The following is a 20,962-nucleotide window of genomic DNA, read 5'->3' as shown; positions in this document are numbered from 1 at the left end:
ACGTAACTTTTTAGCGTACGTTTAATGTAACTTCAATATTTCCTCTTGTTGCTTTAGAGTAAGGACATACACCGTGAGCAGCTTCTACAAGTTCTTGTGCTTCGGCATGAGAAACGCCAGCGACATGTACATCAAGTACAGCAGATAGTCCGAAACCACCATCTGTATCTTTACCAATAGAAACGTGTGCAGTAACTTCTGTACTTTCCACTTTCACACGTTTTGTACGAATGACAAGTTGTAATGCACTATCAAAGCAAGCTGCATAACCAGCTGCAAATAGTTGTTCTGGATTTGTTGCCTCTCCGCCTACGCCACCTAGTGCTTTTGGCATTTTCACATCAAGATTTAATATGCCATCATCTGAAACTACTTTCCCATTTCTTCCACCTGTTGCTGTTACTGAAGCTGTATATAATTTATCCATGTTTATTCCCCTTTTCTATCATTAATTATTTTCATGGTTTCAATTAATTTATTTAATTGGATTAATAAAGAACGATATTCTTGTTCTGTAATTCCTAAATTTGTAGCCATTGTTGTTGGTAATGAACAAGCCTTTTCTTTTAAATCTTTACCTTGTTCCGTTAATTCGATACAAACTTTTCGCTCGTCTTCCTTTGAACGAACACGTTTTACAAGTTTTAATGATTCCATCCGTTTTAACATAGGTGTTAAAGTACCAGAATCTAAAAATAGACGTTCTCCAATTTCTTTTACTGTTAGTCCGTCTTGTTCCCATAGTACGAGTAGAGTAATGTACTGGGGGTACGTAATGCCCATTTCTTCTAAATATGGTCGGTAAAAACGGGTAACTTCTCTTGAACAAGCGTAAATAGAAAAACAAAGTTGTTTATCTAGATGCAAAGAATCTTTTTTCATGAGTAACTCCTTTCTTTTTAGATTGTGTACAATTTAATTTTGTAAAATTAATATAACGAAAAAGAAATACAATGTCAAATACATTGTATTGAGAAAGTGAGTGCTATATTTTGGAACAATCATACATATTTTCCTTCATGATGAAAGAAGATAGAAAAGATGATGGTATAATTAATATGGAATAGTTTCCATCACTTGATTATGAGGACTTTTTTTGGTAACGTACAAATAGAGTTATTATTTTATAATTATTATAAAGTAGAAAGTTATTTCATAAGATTTACTGAATCTCCTGTACTACATATGGAGAATATATAAAAACAATCGATTGTTCACACGATTGTCAGATTCATAAGAGGAAAGTTGTATTATGATAGTAGATAAAGTGATAAAACGGTTGAAGGGGGACATGCTGCGTGCATATTCTTGTTGTTAGTGTAAATTATCGAACAGCCCCTGTAGAATTTCGTGAGAAACTCACATTTCAGGCAGCAGAGCTAGAGCAAGCAATGACTACATTACAAAATCAAAAGAGCGTGCTAGAAAATGTCATTGTATCAACTTGTAATCGCACTGAGATTTATGCTGTTGTGGATCAATTACACACGGGACGATATTACATTAAGAAGTTTTTAGCTGATTGGTTTCAGCTTGAAATAGAAGAAGTCGCACCATACTTGTCTATTTTTGAACAAGATGGCGCAATAGATCATTTATTCCGCGTAACATGCGGTTTAGATTCTATGGTTGTTGGAGAGACACAGATTTTAGGTCAAATAAAAGATAGCTTTTTAGAAGCACAACAAGTAAAAGCGACAGGTACAATTTTTAATGAATTGTTTAAGCAAGTGGTTACATTAGCAAAACGTGCGCACTCAGAAACGACAATTGGTGGAAGTGCGATGTCTGTTAGTTATGCTGCTGTTGAGCTTGGAAAGAAAATATTTGGCGAGTTAACAGATTGTCATGTACTTATTCTTGGTGCTGGTAAGATGGGTGAACTTGCATTGCAAAACTTATACGGAAGTGGAGCTCGTAAAGTAACAGTTATGAATAGGACGCTTACGAAAGCGGAAGTGATGGCTGAGAAATATATGGGACATGCAAAGCCTTTAAGTGAATTGCAATGTGCATTATTAGAAGCGGATATTTTAATTAGTTCAACTGGTGCATCAGAATATGTCATTACGAAAGAGATGATGACGAAAGTAGAGAAAATGCGCTCTGGTCGTCCATTATTTATGGTTGACATTGCAGTACCACGTGATATTGATCCTGCTATTGATGAACTAGAAGGCTCTTTCTTATATGATATCGATGATCTGCAAGGTGTAGTGGAAGCAAACCGTGCTGAACGTTTGAAAGAAGCAGAGAAAATTCAATTTATGATTGAAGAGGAAATTGTGTTATTTAAAACGTGGTTAAGTACGCTTGGTGTTGTGCCGTTAATATCTGCTCTTCGTGATAAAGCGCTAGCAATTCAAAGTGACACGATGGAAAGTCTTGAGCGAAAAATACCAACTCTTAGTGATCGTGAGAGAAAAGTAATTAGTAAACATACGAAAAGTATTATTAATCAATTGTTAAAAGACCCAATTTTAGTAGCTAAAGAACTAGCTGCTGAAGAGGGAGCTGACGAAAAATTAGCTCTATTTGCGAAGATTTTTGATTTAGAAGCGGAAGAAACCGCAGAAGATACGGAAGAAGTAGAACATAAAAGAGCGTGGACACCATCCGTTCCATCTTTATAATTTGGAAGGATGATCGGATGAGTTTTTTAAATAACAGTATTATTTATCATATTGCAATTATTTTATATGCTTGTAGCATTAGTTTATATTTTATAGATTATTTCCAAAGTAACCGAAAGGCGAATCGATTTGCTTTTTGGTTACTTTCGATTGTATGGGTTCTGCAGTCTATTTTTATGTTGCTTAGGGCTACTGATTCAGAAACGAATCCCATTTTAACTTTATTATCAGGGATTTATTTTTATGTTTGGTTATTGATTACGATGTCATTAATCATTAATCGATTTATGCGAATTGACTTTTTAGTCTTTTTTACAAACGTTGTCGCATTTGGCGTAAGCGCTTTTTCTATTTTTACACCGCTTGGAAAGATGTCGCCAGTACTTGCAGAACAATTAGTGTCAGAACTTGTATACGTGCATGTCGGTATGGCGATTATTTCTTATGCAACGTTTACTGTATCGTTTATTTTTTCTATTATGTATTTATTGCAATATCGGCTATTAAAAAAGAAAAAATGGAATGCGAGATTAAGAAGATTAGGAAATTTGCCGAAGCTTGAATCTATGTCTTACGGATTAAATTTATTTTCTGTTCCGTTTTTCTTATTAGCAATTATATTAGGGTGCATATGGGGATATACAAAGTTGGATAATTTCCATTGGTATGATACGAAAGTAATCGGGTCTTTTGTCGTCCTATTTACATATTGTGCAGGCTTATATTTACGAGCGGCAGATGTGTTGCAAGGTAAGAAAATTGTGCAGTGGAATATCGGGGCATTTCTCGTAATGCTAGTTAACATTTTTCTATTAAGCAGTTTATCTAATTTCCACTTTTGGTATTTATAATGAGGAGAGAGAATTATGCGCAAAATTATTGTAGGTTCACGAAAGAGTAAACTAGCATTAACACAAACGAATTGGTTTATCGATCAATTAAAAGCGCTTGGTTTACCATATGAATTTGAAGTGAAAGAAATCGTCACAAAAGGTGATGTTATTTTAGACGTTACTCTTTCAAAAGTAGGCGGAAAAGGTTTGTTTGTTAAAGAAATTGAACATGCGTTACTGACGAAAGAAATTGATATGGCTGTACATAGTATGAAAGATATGCCGGCTGTACTGCCAGAAGGATTAACGATTGGTTGTACACCAAAGCGCGTTGACCCTCGTGATGCTTTTATTTCTAAAAACGGAGAATCGTTTAAAGACTTAGCAGAAGGGGCGATATTAGGGACGAGTAGCTTGAGACGTAGTGCACAACTACTAGCTGCAAGACCAGATTTACAAGTGAAGTGGATTCGTGGAAACATCGATACACGCTTACGTAAGTTGAAAGATGAAGATTACGATGCAATTATTTTAGCGACAGCTGGATTACAGAGAATGGGCTGGGATGATGAAGTTATTACAGAACATTTAGATGAAACGTTATGTGTACCAGCCGTAGGACAAGGTGCATTAGCGATTGAATGTCGTGAAGACGATAAGGATTTACTGGAGTTATTATCACATATTAATGATGCAGTAACAGAAAAAACAGTGGCAGCAGAGCGAGTATTCCTTCATAAACTTGAAGGTGGATGCCAAGTTCCAATCGCTGGATATGCAACCCTTAAAGAAAATGATGCAATTGAATTAACTGCGCTTGTCGGTTCTATGGACGGTTCTGTTTTATTGAAAGAGACAGTATTAGGAACTGATCCAGAGCAAGTAGGATTAGAAGCTGCAGACCGTTTAATTAAACAAGGAGCAAAAGAGCTCATCCTTGCTGCAAATAAGGAGCAACAATAAATATGGATGCTCTCGCTGGCAAAACAGTATTGATTACACGTGCCCAGCATCAAGCGAAACAAATGAGTGTAGCGGTGAAAGAAAGGAGCGGAATTCCATTGGAAATTCCGCTTTTGCGTATGGAAGGCACATCTCAGCAACAAATTCAACGTGCAGCAAGGCAACTACATTCGTATGACTGGGTTATTTTTACGAGTAAAAATGGTGTAACTTTTTTTCTGGATGGTTTGAGAAAGAAAATACCTTTAGCTATTAAAATTGCTGCAGTAGGTGTGAAAACAAAATTAGAGTTGGAAAAAAGAGGCTATGAAGTTCATTTTATTCCATCGTCATTTGTCGCTGAGGCATTTGCAGAGGAGTTTGTAAAAGAGTTAAGTGGAAACGAACGCATTTTATTTCCGAAAGGGAACTTAGCAAGAGATGTAATCCCGGTAAAGTTAAGGGAGTTTGGTGTTTTTCTAGATGAGCTAATCGTATACGGTACGAAAGCGAATGTAGGGAAAAAGCAAGAGCTTATAACTGCATTGAAATTAGGGAAAGTAAATATTATTACATTTACGAGCCCTTCAACTGTTGATAGTTTTGTTCATTTACTCGAGGGTACAAACTGGAGAGAATGGACAAAAAAATGTACAATTGCTTGTATAGGACCGATAACAGCAAAAGAGGCAAGGAGCTATTTTTCAGATGTTATCGTACCGGAAGAATACACAATAGAATCGTTAATACAATGCATTTGTGAATCTACTTTACATGCATAATCAAAATAAAAGAATGGGGATAGAAATCTATGAATTCTTTACAATTTAATCGTCATCGTCGTTTAAGACAAAGCGGGGGCATGCGTGCGCTTGTGCGTGAAACTTTTTTACATACAGAAGATTTTATTTACCCTATTTTTGTATTAGAAGGAGAAAATACTCGTAATGAAGTTCCTTCTATGCCAGGCGTATATCAAATCTCTTTAGATTTATTGCAAGCTGAAATGCAAGAAGTTGTTGATTTAGGTATTCGTTCTGTTATTGTATTTGGTTTACCTGCTGAAAAGGATGAAGTTGGATCATCAGCATATTGTGAGCATGGAATTGTACAGCTTGCAATTAAACAAATTAAAGATGAGTTCCCTGAGCTAGTAGTAGTTGCAGATACATGTTTATGCCAATTCACAAGCCATGGTCATTGCGGTGTTATTGAAGATGGCGTTATTTTAAATGATGAGTCTCTTGCAGTTCTTGCAAAAACAGCTGTAAGCCAAGCGAAAGCAGGAGCAGACATTATTGCTCCATCTAATATGATGGATGGATTTGTAACGGCAATTCGTCACGCGTTAGATGAAAATGGTTTTTCACACGTACCAGTTATGTCGTACGCTGTGAAATATTCATCAGCATTTTACGGACCGTTCCGTGATGCAGCACATGGTGCACCGCAGTTCGGTGATCGTAAAACATATCAAATGGACCCAGCAAATCGTATGGAAGCATTCCGTGAAGCAGAATCAGATGTAATGGAAGGGGCCGACTTCTTAATTGTAAAACCAGCTCTTTCTTACTTAGATATTGTTCGTGATGTGAAAAATAACTTTAACTTACCAGTCGTAGCTTACAATGTAAGTGGTGAATATTCTATGATTAAAGCAGCAGCACAAAATGGCTGGATTAACGAAAAAGAAGTTGTATTAGAGAAATTAATAAGCATGAAGCGCGCAGGAGCAGACTTAATTATTACGTATCATGCAAAAGATGCAGCAAGATGGTTACAAGAAGGAGGCGCTAAATAATGAAAAAATTTGATAAGTCGATTGCGGCGTTTGAAGAGGCACAAGACTTAATGCCTGGAGGCGTAAATAGCCCTGTTCGTGCTTTTAAGTCTGTTGGTATGAATCCGTTGTTTATGGAGCGTGGAAAAGGCTCTAAAGTATATGATATCGATGGTAATGAATACATCGATTACGTATTATCGTGGGGACCTTTAATTCATGGTCATGCGAACGATCGTGTTGTTGAGGCTTTAAAAGCTGTTGCTGAAAAAGGAACAAGCTTTGGTGCACCAACAGAAATTGAAAATAAACTAGCAAAACTTGTTATTGAGCGCGTGCCATCGATTGAGATTGTACGTATGGTTAACTCTGGAACAGAGGCGACAATGAGTGCGCTACGTTTAGCACGTGGTTATACAGGGCGTAACAAAATTTTGAAATTCATTGGTTGTTATCACGGTCATGGTGATTCTTTATTAATTAAAGCAGGTTCGGGTGTAGCGACGTTAGGTTTACCAGATAGCCCTGGTGTACCAGAAGGTGTAGCGAAAAATACGATTACAGTAGCGTATAACGATTTAGAAAGTGTAAAATATGCTTTCGAACAATTCGGTGATGACATCGCTTGTGTAATTGTAGAACCAGTGGCAGGGAATATGGGGGTTGTTCCTCCGCAACCAGGATTTTTAGAAGGACTTCGTGAAGTGACAGAGCAAAACGGTTCACTGCTTATTTTTGATGAAGTAATGACAGGATTCCGCGTTGCTTACAACTGTGGACAAGGTTACTACGGCGTAACACCTGATTTAACTTGTTTAGGTAAAGTAATCGGTGGTGGTTTACCGGTAGGAGCATACGGTGGTAAAGCAGAAATTATGCGTCAGGTTGCGCCAAGCGGGCCGATTTACCAAGCGGGTACATTATCAGGTAATCCACTTGCAATGGCAGCAGGTTATGAAACGTTAGTACAGTTAACACCAGAATCGTACGTGGAATTTGAGCGTAAAGCAGAAATGTTAGAGGCTGGATTACGTAAAGCGGCTGAAAAACATGGCATTCCTCATCATATTAACCGCGCAGGCTCTATGATTGGTATTTTCTTTACAGATGAGCCTGTAATCAATTACGATGCAGCAAAATCTTCGAATTTAGAATTCTTTGCAGCTTACTATCGTGAAATGGTAGAACAAGGTGTATTTTTACCACCTTCTCAATTTGAAGGTTTATTCTTATCGACAGCACATAGTGATGCAGATATTGAAGCGACAATTGCGGCGGCTGAAATTGCAATGTCAAAATTAAAAGCATAATTTCTTAGAGAAAATCGCTCTCCATAAGGGGAGCGATTTTTTTTATTCATAAAGTGGCCTTCAGAAACATAAATCTGTAATGACATATAGTTTGGGAGGGGGAAAAGAAGTGGCAACAGATCATTCATTACGATTTTCGTTAAAAGAATCTGTTTGGTTCCAAAAAGGACAGGAAGTCGAAGAACTTTTGTCAATTTCGTTAGATCCAGACGTTGAGATAGAGGAGCTTGATCATGAAGTTATCGTGAGAGGGCAATTAGATTTAACGGGAGAGTACGTTGCAAGGCAAGATGATTCAGCTTATTCATTAAGGGAACTATCACCAGCAAAGGCAATTGATTATGTAGAAACAAGGGAAGACGGGGTTAATGAGCTTGTCCATTCCTTTCCACTCGAAATATCAATTCCAAGAAATCGAGTAAAAGTAATTGAAGAGTTATATGTATCAATCGAGGAATTTGATTATGAGTTAAAGGAACATGGTTGCTTACAACTATTAGCGGATATATCCATTTCGGGTTTATGTGATGAAGAGAGAGAAGAGTATGAAGAGGAAGAACCGGTGTATGCCGAGATGGAGGAAGTTGAAGCCGAGGAAACTTCAGTTATAGAGGACGAAAACAGACCAGCGCAGCTTGAAGAAGTATCAGCTTATAAAGAATCAGATGGATGGGAAGATTACGCATTTGAACCGTTCCAGCTAGAAGAAAGAAAAGAGCAGGAAATAGAAGAAGAGGAAGTCGAAGAGTTTGAGAATGTGGAGCGTGAAGAGGAGCAAGAAAAAGCGCCACAGTTTGAATTGTTCGGAAGAAAAGATTTTAAGAAAGAGAAAGCGAAAAAGCAGGAAGCGCAAGAGGAAGAAGCTTACTCGCAGCGAGATGAAAACGCACTTTATTTAACGAAAATATTTACGAAAGAACCAGAAGAAGAATTTACGAAGTTAAGAATGTATTTCGTACAAGAAGGAGATACAATTGAATCAGTTGCAGAACGTTACGAAACGTCTGTACAAAACCTATACCGTATAAATCAAACAGAAGATATATATTTAACTACAGGGCAAATTATATATATTCCTGTTTCAAAAGCAAAGGTGAAATAAGTGAGTGAGTGTTTTCACTCACCTCTTTTCTTTTCCTAGAAGCTATGTTTTGAATAAGAAAGGGTTATTCGTATGGATATTGAATTACGAAATCGCTATGAACCCATTGTGAGGCAATATAGATTGGACACTCAGCATATGGAAGAGCACGGAAGTGTAATGAAAATTTATACGAATCAAGGTCCGTATGCGTTAAAGAGAATACAAGATAGAAAATTAGAGCGGAATAACTTTTTGCATCACATTCAATACTTGAAGGAGAAAGGTTTTTCGAATTATGTACCTATATATCATGCGACGGACGGGAACTATATTTTAAGTGATGGGACGTATAGTTATTATTTAATGCCTTGGTTAGAACGTGTAGAAGGAAACGGCGAGGATAATGATCAATATCATAAAATGTTCCAGACACTTGGAATGTTGCATCAAAAAACGGTGAAAGAGGAGACTTATACAGAAGAAGATTTAGAAAAGCATTATACGAATATATCGGATCGCTGGGAAAATGATGGTGAGATGTTAGAAGAGTTTCTTGTAGAATCTGAAGCGAAGTGGTATATGTCTCCATTTGAATTACAATATTGTACGTATTATCACCATGTTATGAGAGCACGTGAGTTCGCAACGAAACAATTAAATGAATGGCATGATGCAATGAAAGAAAAGGAAAAAACACGTATTACCTTCGTTCACGGAAATGTATCGCTTAACCATTTTTTATTTGATTATGAACGAAACGGTTATTTTATTAGTTTAGAAAAATCACAGTTTGCCACACCCGTACAAGATATCGTTAGCTTTTATTCAAGATCTTTGAACACATATCCAATTGCACGGAGTGACCGCTTTGAATGGTATCAAATGTATCAAAAAAATTTTCCGTTTACGAAAGAGGAGCAACTTCTTATGTTTGCGTATATGACGTACCCATCGCATTTTATTCGGCAAATTGAGTCTTATACGAAAAGAAGACAGAGTCGTAATGAAGAAAATGAGCTCCGCGGAGTGAAAAGCCTGCAACAATCGCATTGGCTCGTTAGCAATACAGAATATTTCCTTTCACAATTACAAGCTGCCCAGCAAGGGAACGGATAAAGAAGATAAGTAGGGAGTTCTTTGCTTGTCTTTTTTGTGAGATAAAAGTCGTAGTCTCAAATTTATCTTGACGAATAAGGTTTCGTTTTTTACACTATTGTATATAATAATTAACAATCATATAAATGCATTGAAGGGGAAGAGTATAACATGAAACGTCTTCAGAGAGGGGAATCATTAGCTGGGAGATTCTCTAGATAGTTATGTTAGAAGGTAGCCCTGGAGCATCTTTTCTGAACGGAATGATTCTCATTAGGAAAAGACGGATTTGTCCGTTATCAAATTAAGAGTATAAGCAAATTCTGAATTTGTTTGTAAATAAAGGTGGTACCGCGATGTCCCTCGTCCTTTTTTGGATGAGGGACATTTTTTATTTTAAGGAGGGAAAATAATGTCAAACACGGAAAAGAATTTACCAACTAAATATGATCATATGTCCGTTGAAGAAGGCCTTTATCAATGGTGGCTTGAAGGCAAATATTTCGAAGCAACAGGAGATGAAAAGAAACAACCTTATACAATCGTAATCCCACCGCCAAACGTAACTGGTAAGTTGCACTTAGGTCATGCTTGGGATACGACGCTTCAAGATATTTTAACTCGTACAAAGCGTATGCAAGGTTACGATGTATTATGGCTTCCAGGAATGGACCATGCTGGTATCGCAACACAAGCGAAAGTAGAAGGAAAACTTCGTGAAGAAGGTATTTCACGTTACGATCTTGGCCGTGAGAAGTTCCTTGAAAAAGCTTGGGAATGGAAAGAAGAGTACGCTTCTCACATTCGTCAACAATGGGGGAAAGTTGGTTTAGGACTAGACTATTCTCGCGAACGTTTCACATTAGATGAAGGTTTATCTGATGCGGTTAATAAAGTATTCGTTCAATTATACGAAAAAGGCTTAATTTACCGCGGTGAATATATTATCAACTGGGACCCAGCAACACGCACGGCTCTTTCTGATATTGAAGTAATTCATAAAGAAGTTCAAGGTGCGTTCTACCATATGAACTATCCGTTAACAGATGGTTCTGGTCACATTCGTCTTGCAACAACTCGTCCAGAAACGATGCTTGGTGATACAGCAGTAGCAGTACATCCAGAAGATGATCGTTACAAACATTTAATCGGAAAAACAGTTACACTTCCAATCGTAGGCCGTGAGATTCCGATTATTGCTGATGAATACGTAGAAAAAGACTTCGGAACAGGCGTTGTAAAAATTACACCAGCTCATGACCCGAATGACTTTGAAGTAGGTAACCGTCATGACTTACCACGTATTTTAGTAATGAACGAAGATGGAACGATGAACGAAAAAGCCGGTAAGTACAACGGTATGGATCGTTTCGAATGCCGTAAAGAGTTAGTAAAAGACTTACAAGAAGCTGGCGTATTAGTAGAAATCGAGCCTCATATGCACTCAGTAGGTCATAGTGAGCGTAGCGGTGCAGTTGTTGAGCCTTACTTATCAACACAATGGTTCGTAAAAATGGCTCCACTTGCAGAAAAAGCGGTAGAACTTCAACAAAAAGAAGAAGAAAAAGTAACGTTCGTACCAGAACGTTTTGAAAACACATACTTACGCTGGATGGAAAACATTCATGACTGGTGTATTTCTCGTCAATTATGGTGGGGACACCGCATTCCAGCTTGGTATCATAAAGAAACTGGTGAAGTATACGTAGGTACAGAAGCGCCAGCAGATATTGAAAACTGGAATCAAGATAATGACGTACTTGATACATGGTTTAGTTCAGCATTATGGCCGTTCTCAACACTTGGTTGGCCAAATGAAGATGCAGCAGACTTTAAACGTTACTATTCAACAGATGCTTTAGTAACTGGTTATGACATTATCTTCTTCTGGGTATCTCGTATGATTTTCCAAGGTTTAGAGTTTACAGGCGAGCGTCCATTTAAAGATGTATTAATTCACGGTTTAGTTCGTGATGAGCAAGGACGTAAAATGAGTAAATCTCTTGGTAACGGTATTGACCCGATGGATGTTATCGAGAAGTACGGTGCAGATGCAATGCGTTACTTCCTATCAACAGGAAGTGCACCAGGCCAAGATTTACGTTTCAGCATGGAAAAAGTAGAATCTACTTGGAACTTCATTAATAAAATTTGGAACGCATCACGTTTCGTATTAATGAACATGGATGATATGAAGTATGAAGAAATCGATTTAACTGGTGAAAAATCAGTTGCTGATAAGTGGATTTTAACTCGCTTAAATGAAACGATTGAAAGTGTAACACGTAACATGGATAAATATGAGTTCGGTGAAGCTGGTCGTTCATTATACAACTTCATTTGGGATGATTTCTGTGACTGGTACATCGAAATGGCGAAGCTTCCACTATACGGTGAAGATGAAGCGGCTAAGAAAACAACGCGTTCTATTTTAGCTTACGTACTAGACCAAACGATGCGTCTATTACACCCATTCATGCCATTTGTAACAGAGAAAATTTGGCAACACTTACCACATGAAGGTGAGTCTATTACAGTAGCTGCATGGCCAACAGTTCGCGAAGATTTACAAGATAAAGAGGCGGCAGCAGAAATGCACCTTCTAGTTGATATCATTCGCTCTGTTCGTAACATCCGTGCAGAAGTAAATACGCCAATGAGTAAAAAAGTTCAAATGCAAATTAAAGCAAAAGACGAGGCGGTACTAGCTCAACTTACGAAAAACAGCTCTTACATTGAGCGTTTCTGTAATCCAAGTGAATTAACAATTAAAACTGATTTACAAGCGCCAGAAAAAGCGATGACTGCAATCGTATCAGGTGCAGAGTTATTCTTACCGTTAGCTGATCTTATCAATCTTGATGAAGAGAAAGCGCGTCTTGAAAAAGAACTTGAGAAGTTCGATAAAGAAGTAGAACGTGTACAGAAGAAACTTTTAAACCAAGGATTCGTAGCGAAAGCTCCTGCAGCAGTTATTGACGGAGAGCGTGCGAAAGAGCAAGATTATCTAGAAAAACGTGAAGCGGTTCGTCAACGTCTAGCTGACCTAGAGAAATAAAAATGTTTTTCAGAGACTCACTATATTGGTGAGTCTCTTTTCTTTGCGTATAATAGAATTATGAAGGTTGTCTTTTGAAAGGGGAATAACATACGTGATACATACATACGAAGAAGCGATAGGATGGATTCATAGCCGATTGAAGTTTGGTATTAAACCAGGATTAGAAAGAATGAGATGGATGCTAGAAGAGCTCGGAAATCCAGAGCGTCACATAAAATGTGTTCATCTTGCTGGCACAAATGGAAAAGGTTCAACTTTAACATATATGCGCTACATGTTAGAAGGTGCAAAATATAAGGTAGGAACGTTTACATCTCCTTATATAGAAACATTTAATGAACGTATAAGTGTAAACGGCACACCGATTGCAGATGAAGAGATTGCGGAACTTGTAAATATGGTAAAGCCAGTCGTTGAAAAATTAGATGAGACGGACTTAGGGGAAGCGACAGAGTTTGAAATTATTACAGTAATGGCAATTTGTTATTTCGGTAAAGTTAATTTCTGTGATGTTGTTTTATTTGAAACGGGACTTGGGGGAAGATTTGATTCTACAAATGTTATTCATCCTGTTCTCACGATTATTACGAATATCGGTCACGATCATATGCATATTTTAGGAAATACACTAGGAGAAATTGCATATGAAAAAGCAGGGATTATTAAGTCTGGTGTACCGGTTATTACTGGTGTGCAAGATGAAGAAGCGTTGCAAGTAATTCAAAGAGTTGCGAAGGAAAATCATGCAAACGTATATGAACTTGGCAAACAGTTTACATCACTACATAAACATTCTAATGAAGATGGGGAACATTTTGATTTTTCTTGTCCATTCGCCTCATTTGAAGATGTTCGGATTTCAATGAAAGGGAGTCATCAAGTAGGAAATGTTGCAGTAGCGCTTATGGCAGTGATGTATTTAAGGACATATTTATCATTTTTAATTAATGAAGAGGAAATGAAAGCTGGATTACAAGAAGCGTACTGGATTGGTCGATTTGAAAAGTTACAAAGTAATCCGGACGTTATTATTGATGGTGCTCATAATCCGGAAGGTATTGAAAGTCTTGTGAAAACCGTATCGTCACATTACAAAGATAAAAATGTAATAGTTTTATTTACTGCTCTTGGTGACAAACAATTGCATAACATGGTAGGACAATTAGAAACAATTGCAGATGAAATTATTTTTACAACATTCGCTTTTGATCGTGCCATTTCTGCTGACAAACTTGCATCGTATTCACAAAAAGAATCAAAATTAATTTTTGAGGATTGGAAAGAGGCAATTGATACGAAGATTGAAATGATAGGAGAAAATGATGTCTTCATTATAACAGGTTCTCTATATTTCATTTCTGAAGTTCGAAAATATATTCGCAAGAAAAACTAGATAGTATTTGCTATCTAGTTTTTTGTTCTACAAATGAAGTCAAATGCATACATATAAGATAATTATATAGGGTAATTTGGCGAATTCCTCTGACAAATATCTCGTTTTTTTGTGAAATGAATATGATATGATGCGGACAACGATAAGAGGTGAGGTGTGAGTGTATGGACAAGCAATCACGAACAATCTCGGTGAAAGTAAATGGAACAGAAGCGAAGTATGAGGAAAAGAAGAAAGATGAGTTTGAATGGATGGTAGTAGAAAGTGAAAGACCGCAAAATGTCGTGCCGTTTCAAAAAGCGAAGGCAGCGCATATGGGAAAATACCGAAAGAAATGGAGTAATACACTAATCGTAATAGTTGCAACTGCAATTATTATTGGTACGGCATTTGGAATGGGGATGCTTCATTTGCTAACGGGACAAGGGACAACAGGAGAAAGTACGGCAACAACTTCGAAGCAGATGGGGAATGAGGAAAAAAAGGTGGGCGGAACGACAGAACCAACAGCAGAACCAAGAGATGAAAAACAAAAAGCGCAGGTAGGTGCTTCATTAGAACCAATGAAATTATTTTTTGTTCAAGGAGGGCTTTATTCTTCTGAAGAAAAGGGACAGGCCGCTCTTGAAGAGTGGAAAAGTAATGGAGGTATTGCTGCTTTGAAACCAAGTGGTGATAAGTATGCGCTAGTTGTTGGAGTTGCGAGTGATGAACAGGTAGTTAATCAATTAATAGATCAGTATAAGCAAGATGGCGTTTCAGTTTTGAAAAAGAATTGGGATATTACAGATAAAGCATTACTCAAAAATGATAAAGAAGTAGGTGGGTTTTTAGCAAAAGTGCAGCCATTATATACTCATTTAACAAAATATGTGTCCACCGTACAAACTAGTGGAAAGAGTAATTCAAAAGATGTAGAGGCGATTGAAAAAGAATGGCAAGCCATTGAAAAGGAAGGGAAGAGTATGAAGCGTGAAGATGCGAAGAAGCTTTATACGTATACATCTGTGGCTATGCAAACGATTAAGGAAGGAAAGAGCGATAAGGAATCTGTAGCTAAATTAAATCAAGTTATTATTGATGGATTACTTTCGTACGAAAAAATGGTTTCACAAAAAGGAAAATAATAAGATAATGAGATGAAGGAGAAAGAAGTATGTATACTTCTTTCTTTTCTTTTGAATTTAGAGCAAAGTGCTTTCTTTATGGCAGAATATAATCGTATTTAAAAAGAATCATTATTTTGTTTAGAGAAAATGATATTTCTATAATTTGTGGGGAAACTATTCCTTTGATACGATTGATTTGAATTGTTCTGCTGCATATGAGAAAGGAAGGAGAAAATATGAGAAAAATTATTTTAGCTTCAGGATCACCCCGGAGGAAGGAATTACTTGAATTAGCTGATGTGCCATTTGAAATTGTTGTTAGTGAAGTAGAAGAGACGATTGGTGCATATTCATCACCTTCTGATATTGTTATGTCGCTTGCTTTGCAAAAAGCATCTGCCGTGGCGGAAAATCATAGTGATCACGTTGTACTAGGTGCAGATACAATTGTTACATATGATTCACGTATTCTTGGAAAGCCGTCTAATGAGGCTGAGGCGAAAGAAATGTTACGATTATTATCGGGGAAAACACATGAAGTATACACAGGTGTTGCAATTATATCAAAAGAGAAAACGGTAACTTTTTATGAACGTACAGAAGTAACATTTTGGGAATTAACAGAAGAGGAAATTGACGTATACGTTGCATCGAAGGAACCACTTGATAAAGCAGGAAGCTATGGGATTCAAGGCAAAGGGGCTATTTTTGTTCAACATATTCAAGGGGACTACTACAGTGTAGTTGGACTGCCAATTGCGCGTCTTGTTCGTGAATTAAAACAGTTTGATAGCGATGTAACCCATGCGTAAAATTGCATGGGGTTTTCTTTGGGAGAAATCGTAAAAAAGGGGTGGAAAGATGAACGGTATTCGTGATGTTGTGAAAGAGGAACAGCCACGGGAGCGTTTATTGCTAGAAGGAGCTGGAAGTTTATCAAATCGAGAGCTTCTTGCGGTTTTACTCAGAACAGGTTCTAAAGAAGAGACAGTTTTAGCATTATCAGATAAAATTTTACATCATTTTGATGGTTTACGAATGTTGAAAGATGCAACGTTAGAAGAGCTGATGAGCATTCATGGTGTTGGGATTGCAAAAGCGTCGCAGCTTATGTCTGCTTTTGAATTAGGTAGAAGAATGGTGCGTTTAGAATATCAAAATAGATATAGTATTCGAAGTCCAGAAGATTGTGCGAGCTATATGATGGAAGAAATGCGTTTTTTACAACAGGAGCATTTTGTTTGTTTATATTTGAATACGAAAAATCAAGTTATACATAGACAAACGATTTTTATCGGAAGTTTAAATACGTCGATTGTGCACCCAAGGGAAGTTTTTAAAGAAGCGTTCCGTCGTGCAGCAGCCTCTATTATATGTCTTCATAACCATCCCTCAGGAGATCCGGCGCCGAGCCGTGAAGATATTGAAGTTACAAAACGATTAGTAGAATGTGGTCGAATTATCGGAATTGAAGTGCTTGATCATATCATAATAGGTGACCATAAATTCGTGAGTTTAAAGGAAAAAGGTCATATTTAAGACTATTCTTTTTACTTATTTTGTTTTATAATGTGATTTATGAGTTTTTTGTAGAAAATTATCTATAAAAAGGATACAAATATAAAAAACGTACTGTTTTTATAAATATAAAGTAAGAAAAATGAGTCCGTGAAAATAAGAAGGGAAGATAGATGATATGTTTGGATTTGGTGGATTTACTCGCGATCTTGGAATAGATTTAGGAACAGCGAACACGCTTGTATATGTGAAAGGAAAAGGTGTAGTTTTACGTGAACCTTCAGTAGTAGCATTACAAACTGATACGAAACAAATCGTTGCGGTAGGTAGCGATGCAAAACAAATGATTGGTCGTACACCAGGAAACGTAGTGGCACTTCGTCCTATGAAAGACGGTGTAATTGCTGATTACGAAACAACAGCAACAATGATGAAATATTATATTCAACAAGCTCAAAAATCAAATGGATTCTTCTCACGTAAACCATATGTAATGGTATGTGTACCATCTGGTATTACAGCTGTAGAAAGACGTGCAGTAATCGATGCGACTCGTCAAGCAGGTGCTCGTGATGCATATCCAATTGAAGAGCCATTTGCAGCAGCTATTGGTGCGAACTTACCTGTTTGGGAGCCAACTGGTAGTATGGTTGTTGATATCGGTGGTGGTACAACAGAAGTTGCAATTATTTCTTTAGGTGGTATTGTAACAAGTCAATCAGTTCGTGTTGCTGGTGATGATATGGATGATTCAATCATTCAGTACATTAAGAAAAGCTATAACTTAATGATCGGTGAAAGAACTGCAGAAGCATTAAAATTAGAAATCGGTTCTGCAGGCGAGCCAGAAGGTATTGAGCCGATGGAAATTCGCGGTCGTGATTTAGTAAGTGGTTTACCAAAAACAGTACTAATTCAACCAGAAGAAATTGCAGATGCATTAAAAGATACAGTAGATGCGATTGTAGAGTCAGTTAAAAATACATTAGAGAAAACTCCACCTGAATTAGCGGCAGATATTATGGACCGTGGTATTGTATTAACAGGTGGTGGAGCATTGCTTCGTAACTTGGATAAGGTTATTAGTGAAGAAACAAATATGCCAGTTCTTGTTGCAGAGGACCCATTAGATTGCGTAGCAATTGGAACGGGTAAAGCATTAGACAATATCGATCTTTTCAAAACTGCTGCTCGATAATATTGCAAAATAAAAATCACTGAAATTAAGAGGGTGTGAACGTGCCACAGTTTTTCTTAAACAAAAGATTAATTGTTTTGTTAGTTAGTATTATTCTTCTCGTGGCATTGATTGGAATCTCATTGAAAGAACGGAACAGTTTAACATGGCCAGAGCAGTTTATTAAAGATACTGTCGGTGTTGTAGAACGTGTATTCCAAAAGCCAGCGAATTATGTTGCCGGATTCTTCGAAAACGTAGAAGATGTAAAGCGCACGTATGAAGAGAATAAAGAATTAAAAGCAAAATTAGATAACTATGCAAAGTTATCAAGTGACGTAAAGCAATTAGAAGATGATAAAAAGAAATTACAAGAGTTAACGGGTAAAAAAGAGTTGAATAGCGATTATACTGAAATTCCAGCTACTGTTGTTTCTCGTAATCCAGATAAATGGTACGATTTAATTGGAATTGATAAAGGGGCACAGCAAGGAATTAAAAAAGATATGGCTGTAATCACTTCACAAGGTTTAGTTGGACGAGTGAAAAGTGTATCGCAGTTTACATCGTCAGTAGAGTTGTTAAGTTCTATGAGCCGAACAAACCGTGTTTCTGCTATTGTACAAGGACAAGAAAAAATCTTTGGATTGATTGAAGGTTATGATAAAGAAAAACAATTACTTCTTTTCACAAAGATTGGCTCTGATGCACCAGTAGCAAAAGATCAACTAGTTGTAACATCTGGACTTGGTGATATTTTCCCGAAAGGTCTTGTAATTGGGAAGATCGTTGATGTTCAGCCAGATCCATACGGTTTAACAAAAACAGCTTATGTAAAACCTGCTGCTGATTTAAATGACGTAGAGCATATTACGGTTGCCAAACGCGCTACGCCTACAGCGCCGTTAGAATAGGAGGGGAAGAAGAGATGATGAAGATTTTAAAAAGAGCAGCTCTTCCTCTTTTGCTCCTTTTTGTTTTTTTATTTGAAAATATGTTTGCTACTGTTGTTCCAACAGAGGTTTTTTGGAAAGGTAGTATAGCAGCACCGCATTTCTTTATAATTGTGCTCTGTTTTATTACAGTGTACTATAGTCCGGTCCAAGGGATTTACTACGGACTATTGTTTGGTTTTTTATTTGATACCGTATACACAGAGCTTGTCGGTATATATATATTTGCTTATCCAATTTTAGCTTACTTAGTTTATAGTGCGATGAAGGTATTACAATTGAATTTATTTATTGTTGTTTCTATCGTATTAGCTGGTATTGCAGCATTAGAGTACTATGTGTATGGATTTTTAACTTTGTTAGGACGTACTCATATGTCGGCGCATGTCTTTTTCACCGATCGTCTCCTTGCTACTTTATTGCTAAATGGAATTTTCTTATTAATAGTTTGTTTCCCACTGAGACGATATTTAGTGCGTCTTTCAAAAGCGATGGAAGAAAAAGAAAAAAGGATTTTCTAATTTTATGTCGAATTGAATCGGTGGGGTGAACTTTAGTGGAAGAAAAAAAGCAACAAAATGTAACGATAAAAGGGACGAAAGATGGAATAACGCTTCATTTAGATGATTGCTGTTCATTCTCAGAATTACTGAAAGAATTGGACGAAAAGCTTTCTACACATTACTATGATGGTGACGGACGCTCTTTAATTGAAGTGCATGTTAAAGTAGGAAATCGTTATTTAACAGAAGTTCAACAAGAAGAGATTCGTACGTTAATTCGCAATAAGAAGAACCTTGTTGTGGATTCTATTGAAAGTGATGTTATAACAAAAGCGGAAGCAATAGCTTGGAAAGAAGAAACAGAAATTGTCCCTATTTCTAAAATTGTTCGCTCTGGACAAGTGTTACATGTAAAAGGAAATTTATTATTAATTGGGGATGTTAATCCAGGCGGAACGGTTATCGCTGGGGGGAATATTTTTATTGTGGGATCATTAAGAGGGATTGCACATGCTGGGTATAATGGAGATTCAGAAGCTGTTATTGCTGCATCTATTATGAATCCTATGCAACTCCGAATTAGTGATGTGGCAATGCGGGCTCCGGAAGAGAAAGAAGTCGGAGCTGAGGCGGCGGAATGTGCGTATATTAATGAGAACAATCACATTGTTGTCGATCGCCTGCAACTTCTCACTCATCTTAGACCTAATTTAACAAAGTTAGAAAGGGGAATTGTATAGCTGTGGGAGAGGCAATAGTAATTACATCTGGAAAAGGCGGAGTAGGTAAAACTACAACGTCTGCGAACATTGGTACAGCCTTAGCGTTATCTGGAAAGAAAGTATGCTTAATTGACACAGATATCGGTTTACGTAATTTAGACGTAGTAATGGGGCTGGAAAATCGTATTGTATTTGATCTTGTTGATGTCGTTGAAGGGCGTTGTCGTTTACCTCAGGCTCTTATTAAAGATAAGCGTTTTGATGATCTATATTTATTACCTGCAGCACAAACGAGTGATAAATCGGCGGTAACACCTGAACAAATGGATGAATTAATACAAGTATTACGTCAAGATTATGATTACATATTAATTGATTGTCCTGCCGGGATTGAGCAGGGATTTAAAAATGCAGTAGCGGGTGCGGATAAAGCAATCGTTGTAACAACACCAGAAGTATCCTCAATGCGTGATGCGGATCGTATTATCGGGCTTTTAGAGAAAGAGGATATTGAACCACCGAAACTTGTTATTAACCGTGTGCGTAGTCATATGCTTCATGAACAAGATATGTTAGATGTAGATGAAATCGTACGTACACTGTCAATCGAGCTTCTTGGAGTTGTCGAGGATGATGATGAAGTTATTCGTGCTACGAATACAGGTGAACCTGTAGCACTGCAACCTAGTGGGAAAGCAGCGCTAGCTTATCGTAATATTGCAAGACGTTTATTAGGTGAGAATGTACCATTACAAGCATTTGAACAAGAAAAAGTATCGGTATTTACAAAGATGAAAAACTTCTTTGGAATCCGTTAAAAGCACTTCGCATATATGCGGAGTGCTTTCT

20 protein-coding genes and 1 other annotated feature are annotated in these 20,962 nt (G+C 37.2%); of the genes, 18 read left to right on the top strand and 2 right to left on the bottom strand.

Annotated features, from left to right (window positions below):
* Nucleotides 1-10 precede the first annotated feature (10 nt).
* Nucleotides 11-427 carry an organic hydroperoxide resistance protein gene (locus U860_RS0104115; RefSeq protein ID WP_025147504.1) on the bottom strand — a complete coding sequence of 139 codons (417 nt, stop codon included), beginning with the start codon at nucleotides 425-427 and terminating at the stop codon, nucleotides 11-13.
* Nucleotides 428-429: 2 nt separating this feature from the next.
* Nucleotides 430-882 (bottom strand): MarR family transcriptional regulator, encoded by a 453-nt coding sequence (locus U860_RS0104110; RefSeq protein ID WP_025147503.1) that lies wholly within the window; start codon nucleotides 880-882, stop codon nucleotides 430-432.
* Nucleotides 883-1,298: 416 nt separating this feature from the next.
* Here U860_RS0104110 and hemA point away from each other — a divergent pair, with 416 nt between their 5' ends.
* The 18 genes from hemA to minD all read left to right on the top strand — a co-directional run bounded on the left by hemA (nucleotide 1,299) and on the right by minD (nucleotide 20,931).
* Entirely contained in the window at nucleotides 1,299-2,633 is a 1,335-nt protein-coding gene (gene hemA, locus U860_RS0104105) for a glutamyl-tRNA reductase (RefSeq protein ID WP_025147502.1), read from the top strand.
* 17 nt (nucleotides 2,634-2,650) lie between these two features.
* Nucleotides 2,651-3,484, top strand: coding sequence for a cytochrome c biogenesis protein CcsA (gene ccsA, locus U860_RS0104100; RefSeq protein ID WP_002173632.1), 834 nt, complete (start codon nucleotides 2,651-2,653; stop codon nucleotides 3,482-3,484).
* A 15-nt stretch (nucleotides 3,485-3,499) separates the two neighbouring features.
* A complete protein-coding gene (gene hemC, locus U860_RS0104095) occupies nucleotides 3,500-4,429 on the top strand; it encodes a hydroxymethylbilane synthase (RefSeq protein ID WP_025147501.1) in 930 nt (309 codons plus the stop codon).
* 2 nt (nucleotides 4,430-4,431) lie between these two features.
* Nucleotides 4,432-5,190: a uroporphyrinogen-III synthase gene (gene hemD, locus U860_RS0104090; RefSeq protein WP_025147500.1), complete on the top strand. Its 759-nt coding sequence runs from the start codon at nucleotides 4,432-4,434 to the stop codon at nucleotides 5,188-5,190.
* 29 nt (nucleotides 5,191-5,219) lie between these two features.
* Nucleotides 5,220-6,209, top strand: coding sequence for a porphobilinogen synthase (gene hemB / locus U860_RS0104085; RefSeq protein WP_002173629.1), 990 nt, complete (start codon nucleotides 5,220-5,222; stop codon nucleotides 6,207-6,209).
* Nucleotides 6,209-7,498, top strand: coding sequence for a glutamate-1-semialdehyde 2,1-aminomutase (gene hemL, locus U860_RS0104080; protein WP_002173628.1), 1,290 nt, complete (start codon nucleotides 6,209-6,211; stop codon nucleotides 7,496-7,498). Before hemB ends, hemL begins: the two co-directional genes overlap by 1 nt.
* A 79-nt stretch (nucleotides 7,499-7,577) precedes the next feature.
* On the top strand, nucleotides 7,578-8,600 hold the full coding sequence (gene spoVID / locus U860_RS0104075) for a stage VI sporulation protein D (RefSeq protein WP_115610286.1): 1,023 nt from the start codon (nucleotides 7,578-7,580) through the stop codon (nucleotides 8,598-8,600).
* Nucleotides 8,601-8,672: 72 nt separating this feature from the next.
* Complete coding sequence (ysxE, locus tag U860_RS0104070; RefSeq protein WP_025147498.1) at nucleotides 8,673-9,698, top strand: spore coat protein YsxE; 1,026 nt, start codon at nucleotides 8,673-8,675, stop codon at nucleotides 9,696-9,698.
* Nucleotides 9,699-9,819: 121 nt separating this feature from the next.
* Nucleotides 9,820-10,051 (top strand) — a binding site (T-box leader).
* A 38-nt stretch (nucleotides 10,052-10,089) separates the two neighbouring features.
* A complete protein-coding gene (locus U860_RS0104065) occupies nucleotides 10,090-12,735 on the top strand; it encodes a valine--tRNA ligase (protein ID WP_025147497.1) in 2,646 nt (881 codons plus the stop codon).
* Nucleotides 12,736-12,829: 94 nt separating this feature from the next.
* Entirely contained in the window at nucleotides 12,830-14,131 is a 1,302-nt protein-coding gene (locus U860_RS0104060) for a folylpolyglutamate synthase/dihydrofolate synthase family protein (protein ID WP_025147496.1), read from the top strand.
* A 164-nt stretch (nucleotides 14,132-14,295) separates the two neighbouring features.
* Entirely contained in the window at nucleotides 14,296-15,258 is a 963-nt protein-coding gene (locus U860_RS0104055; RefSeq protein ID WP_025147495.1) for a hypothetical protein, read from the top strand.
* 218 nt (nucleotides 15,259-15,476) lie between these two features.
* Nucleotides 15,477-16,052: a nucleoside triphosphate pyrophosphatase gene (locus U860_RS0104050; RefSeq protein WP_025147494.1), complete on the top strand. Its 576-nt coding sequence runs from the start codon at nucleotides 15,477-15,479 to the stop codon at nucleotides 16,050-16,052.
* Between the two features lie 49 nt (nucleotides 16,053-16,101).
* A complete protein-coding gene (gene radC, locus U860_RS0104045; RefSeq protein WP_025147493.1) occupies nucleotides 16,102-16,779 on the top strand; it encodes a DNA repair protein RadC in 678 nt (225 codons plus the stop codon).
* A 157-nt stretch (nucleotides 16,780-16,936) separates the two neighbouring features.
* Complete coding sequence (mreB, locus tag U860_RS0104040; protein ID WP_000466737.1) at nucleotides 16,937-17,956, top strand: cell shape-determining protein MreB; 1,020 nt, start codon at nucleotides 16,937-16,939, stop codon at nucleotides 17,954-17,956.
* A 41-nt stretch (nucleotides 17,957-17,997) separates the two neighbouring features.
* Entirely contained in the window at nucleotides 17,998-18,849 is an 852-nt protein-coding gene (gene mreC / locus U860_RS0104035; RefSeq protein ID WP_025147492.1) for a rod shape-determining protein MreC, read from the top strand.
* A 14-nt stretch (nucleotides 18,850-18,863) separates the two neighbouring features.
* Complete coding sequence (mreD, locus tag U860_RS0104030) at nucleotides 18,864-19,409, top strand: rod shape-determining protein MreD (protein ID WP_025147491.1); 546 nt, start codon at nucleotides 18,864-18,866, stop codon at nucleotides 19,407-19,409.
* Nucleotides 19,410-19,444: 35 nt separating this feature from the next.
* Nucleotides 19,445-20,131 (top strand): septum site-determining protein MinC, encoded by a 687-nt coding sequence (gene minC / locus U860_RS0104025; protein WP_025147490.1) that lies wholly within the window; start codon nucleotides 19,445-19,447, stop codon nucleotides 20,129-20,131.
* A 2-nt stretch (nucleotides 20,132-20,133) separates the two neighbouring features.
* Nucleotides 20,134-20,931, top strand: coding sequence for a septum site-determining protein MinD (gene minD / locus U860_RS0104020; RefSeq protein ID WP_000503310.1), 798 nt, complete (start codon nucleotides 20,134-20,136; stop codon nucleotides 20,929-20,931).
* The last annotated feature ends 31 nt before the right edge of the window (nucleotides 20,932-20,962 follow it).

Origin of the sequence: Bacillus sp. H1a, assembly GCF_000633475.1 — a bacterium.
Lineage (GTDB): Bacteria > Bacillota > Bacilli > Bacillales > Bacillaceae_G > Bacillus_A > Bacillus_A paramycoides.
Note: the sequence above shows the minus strand (reverse complement) of the source record. Positions and strands in the feature narration are given on the sequence as shown.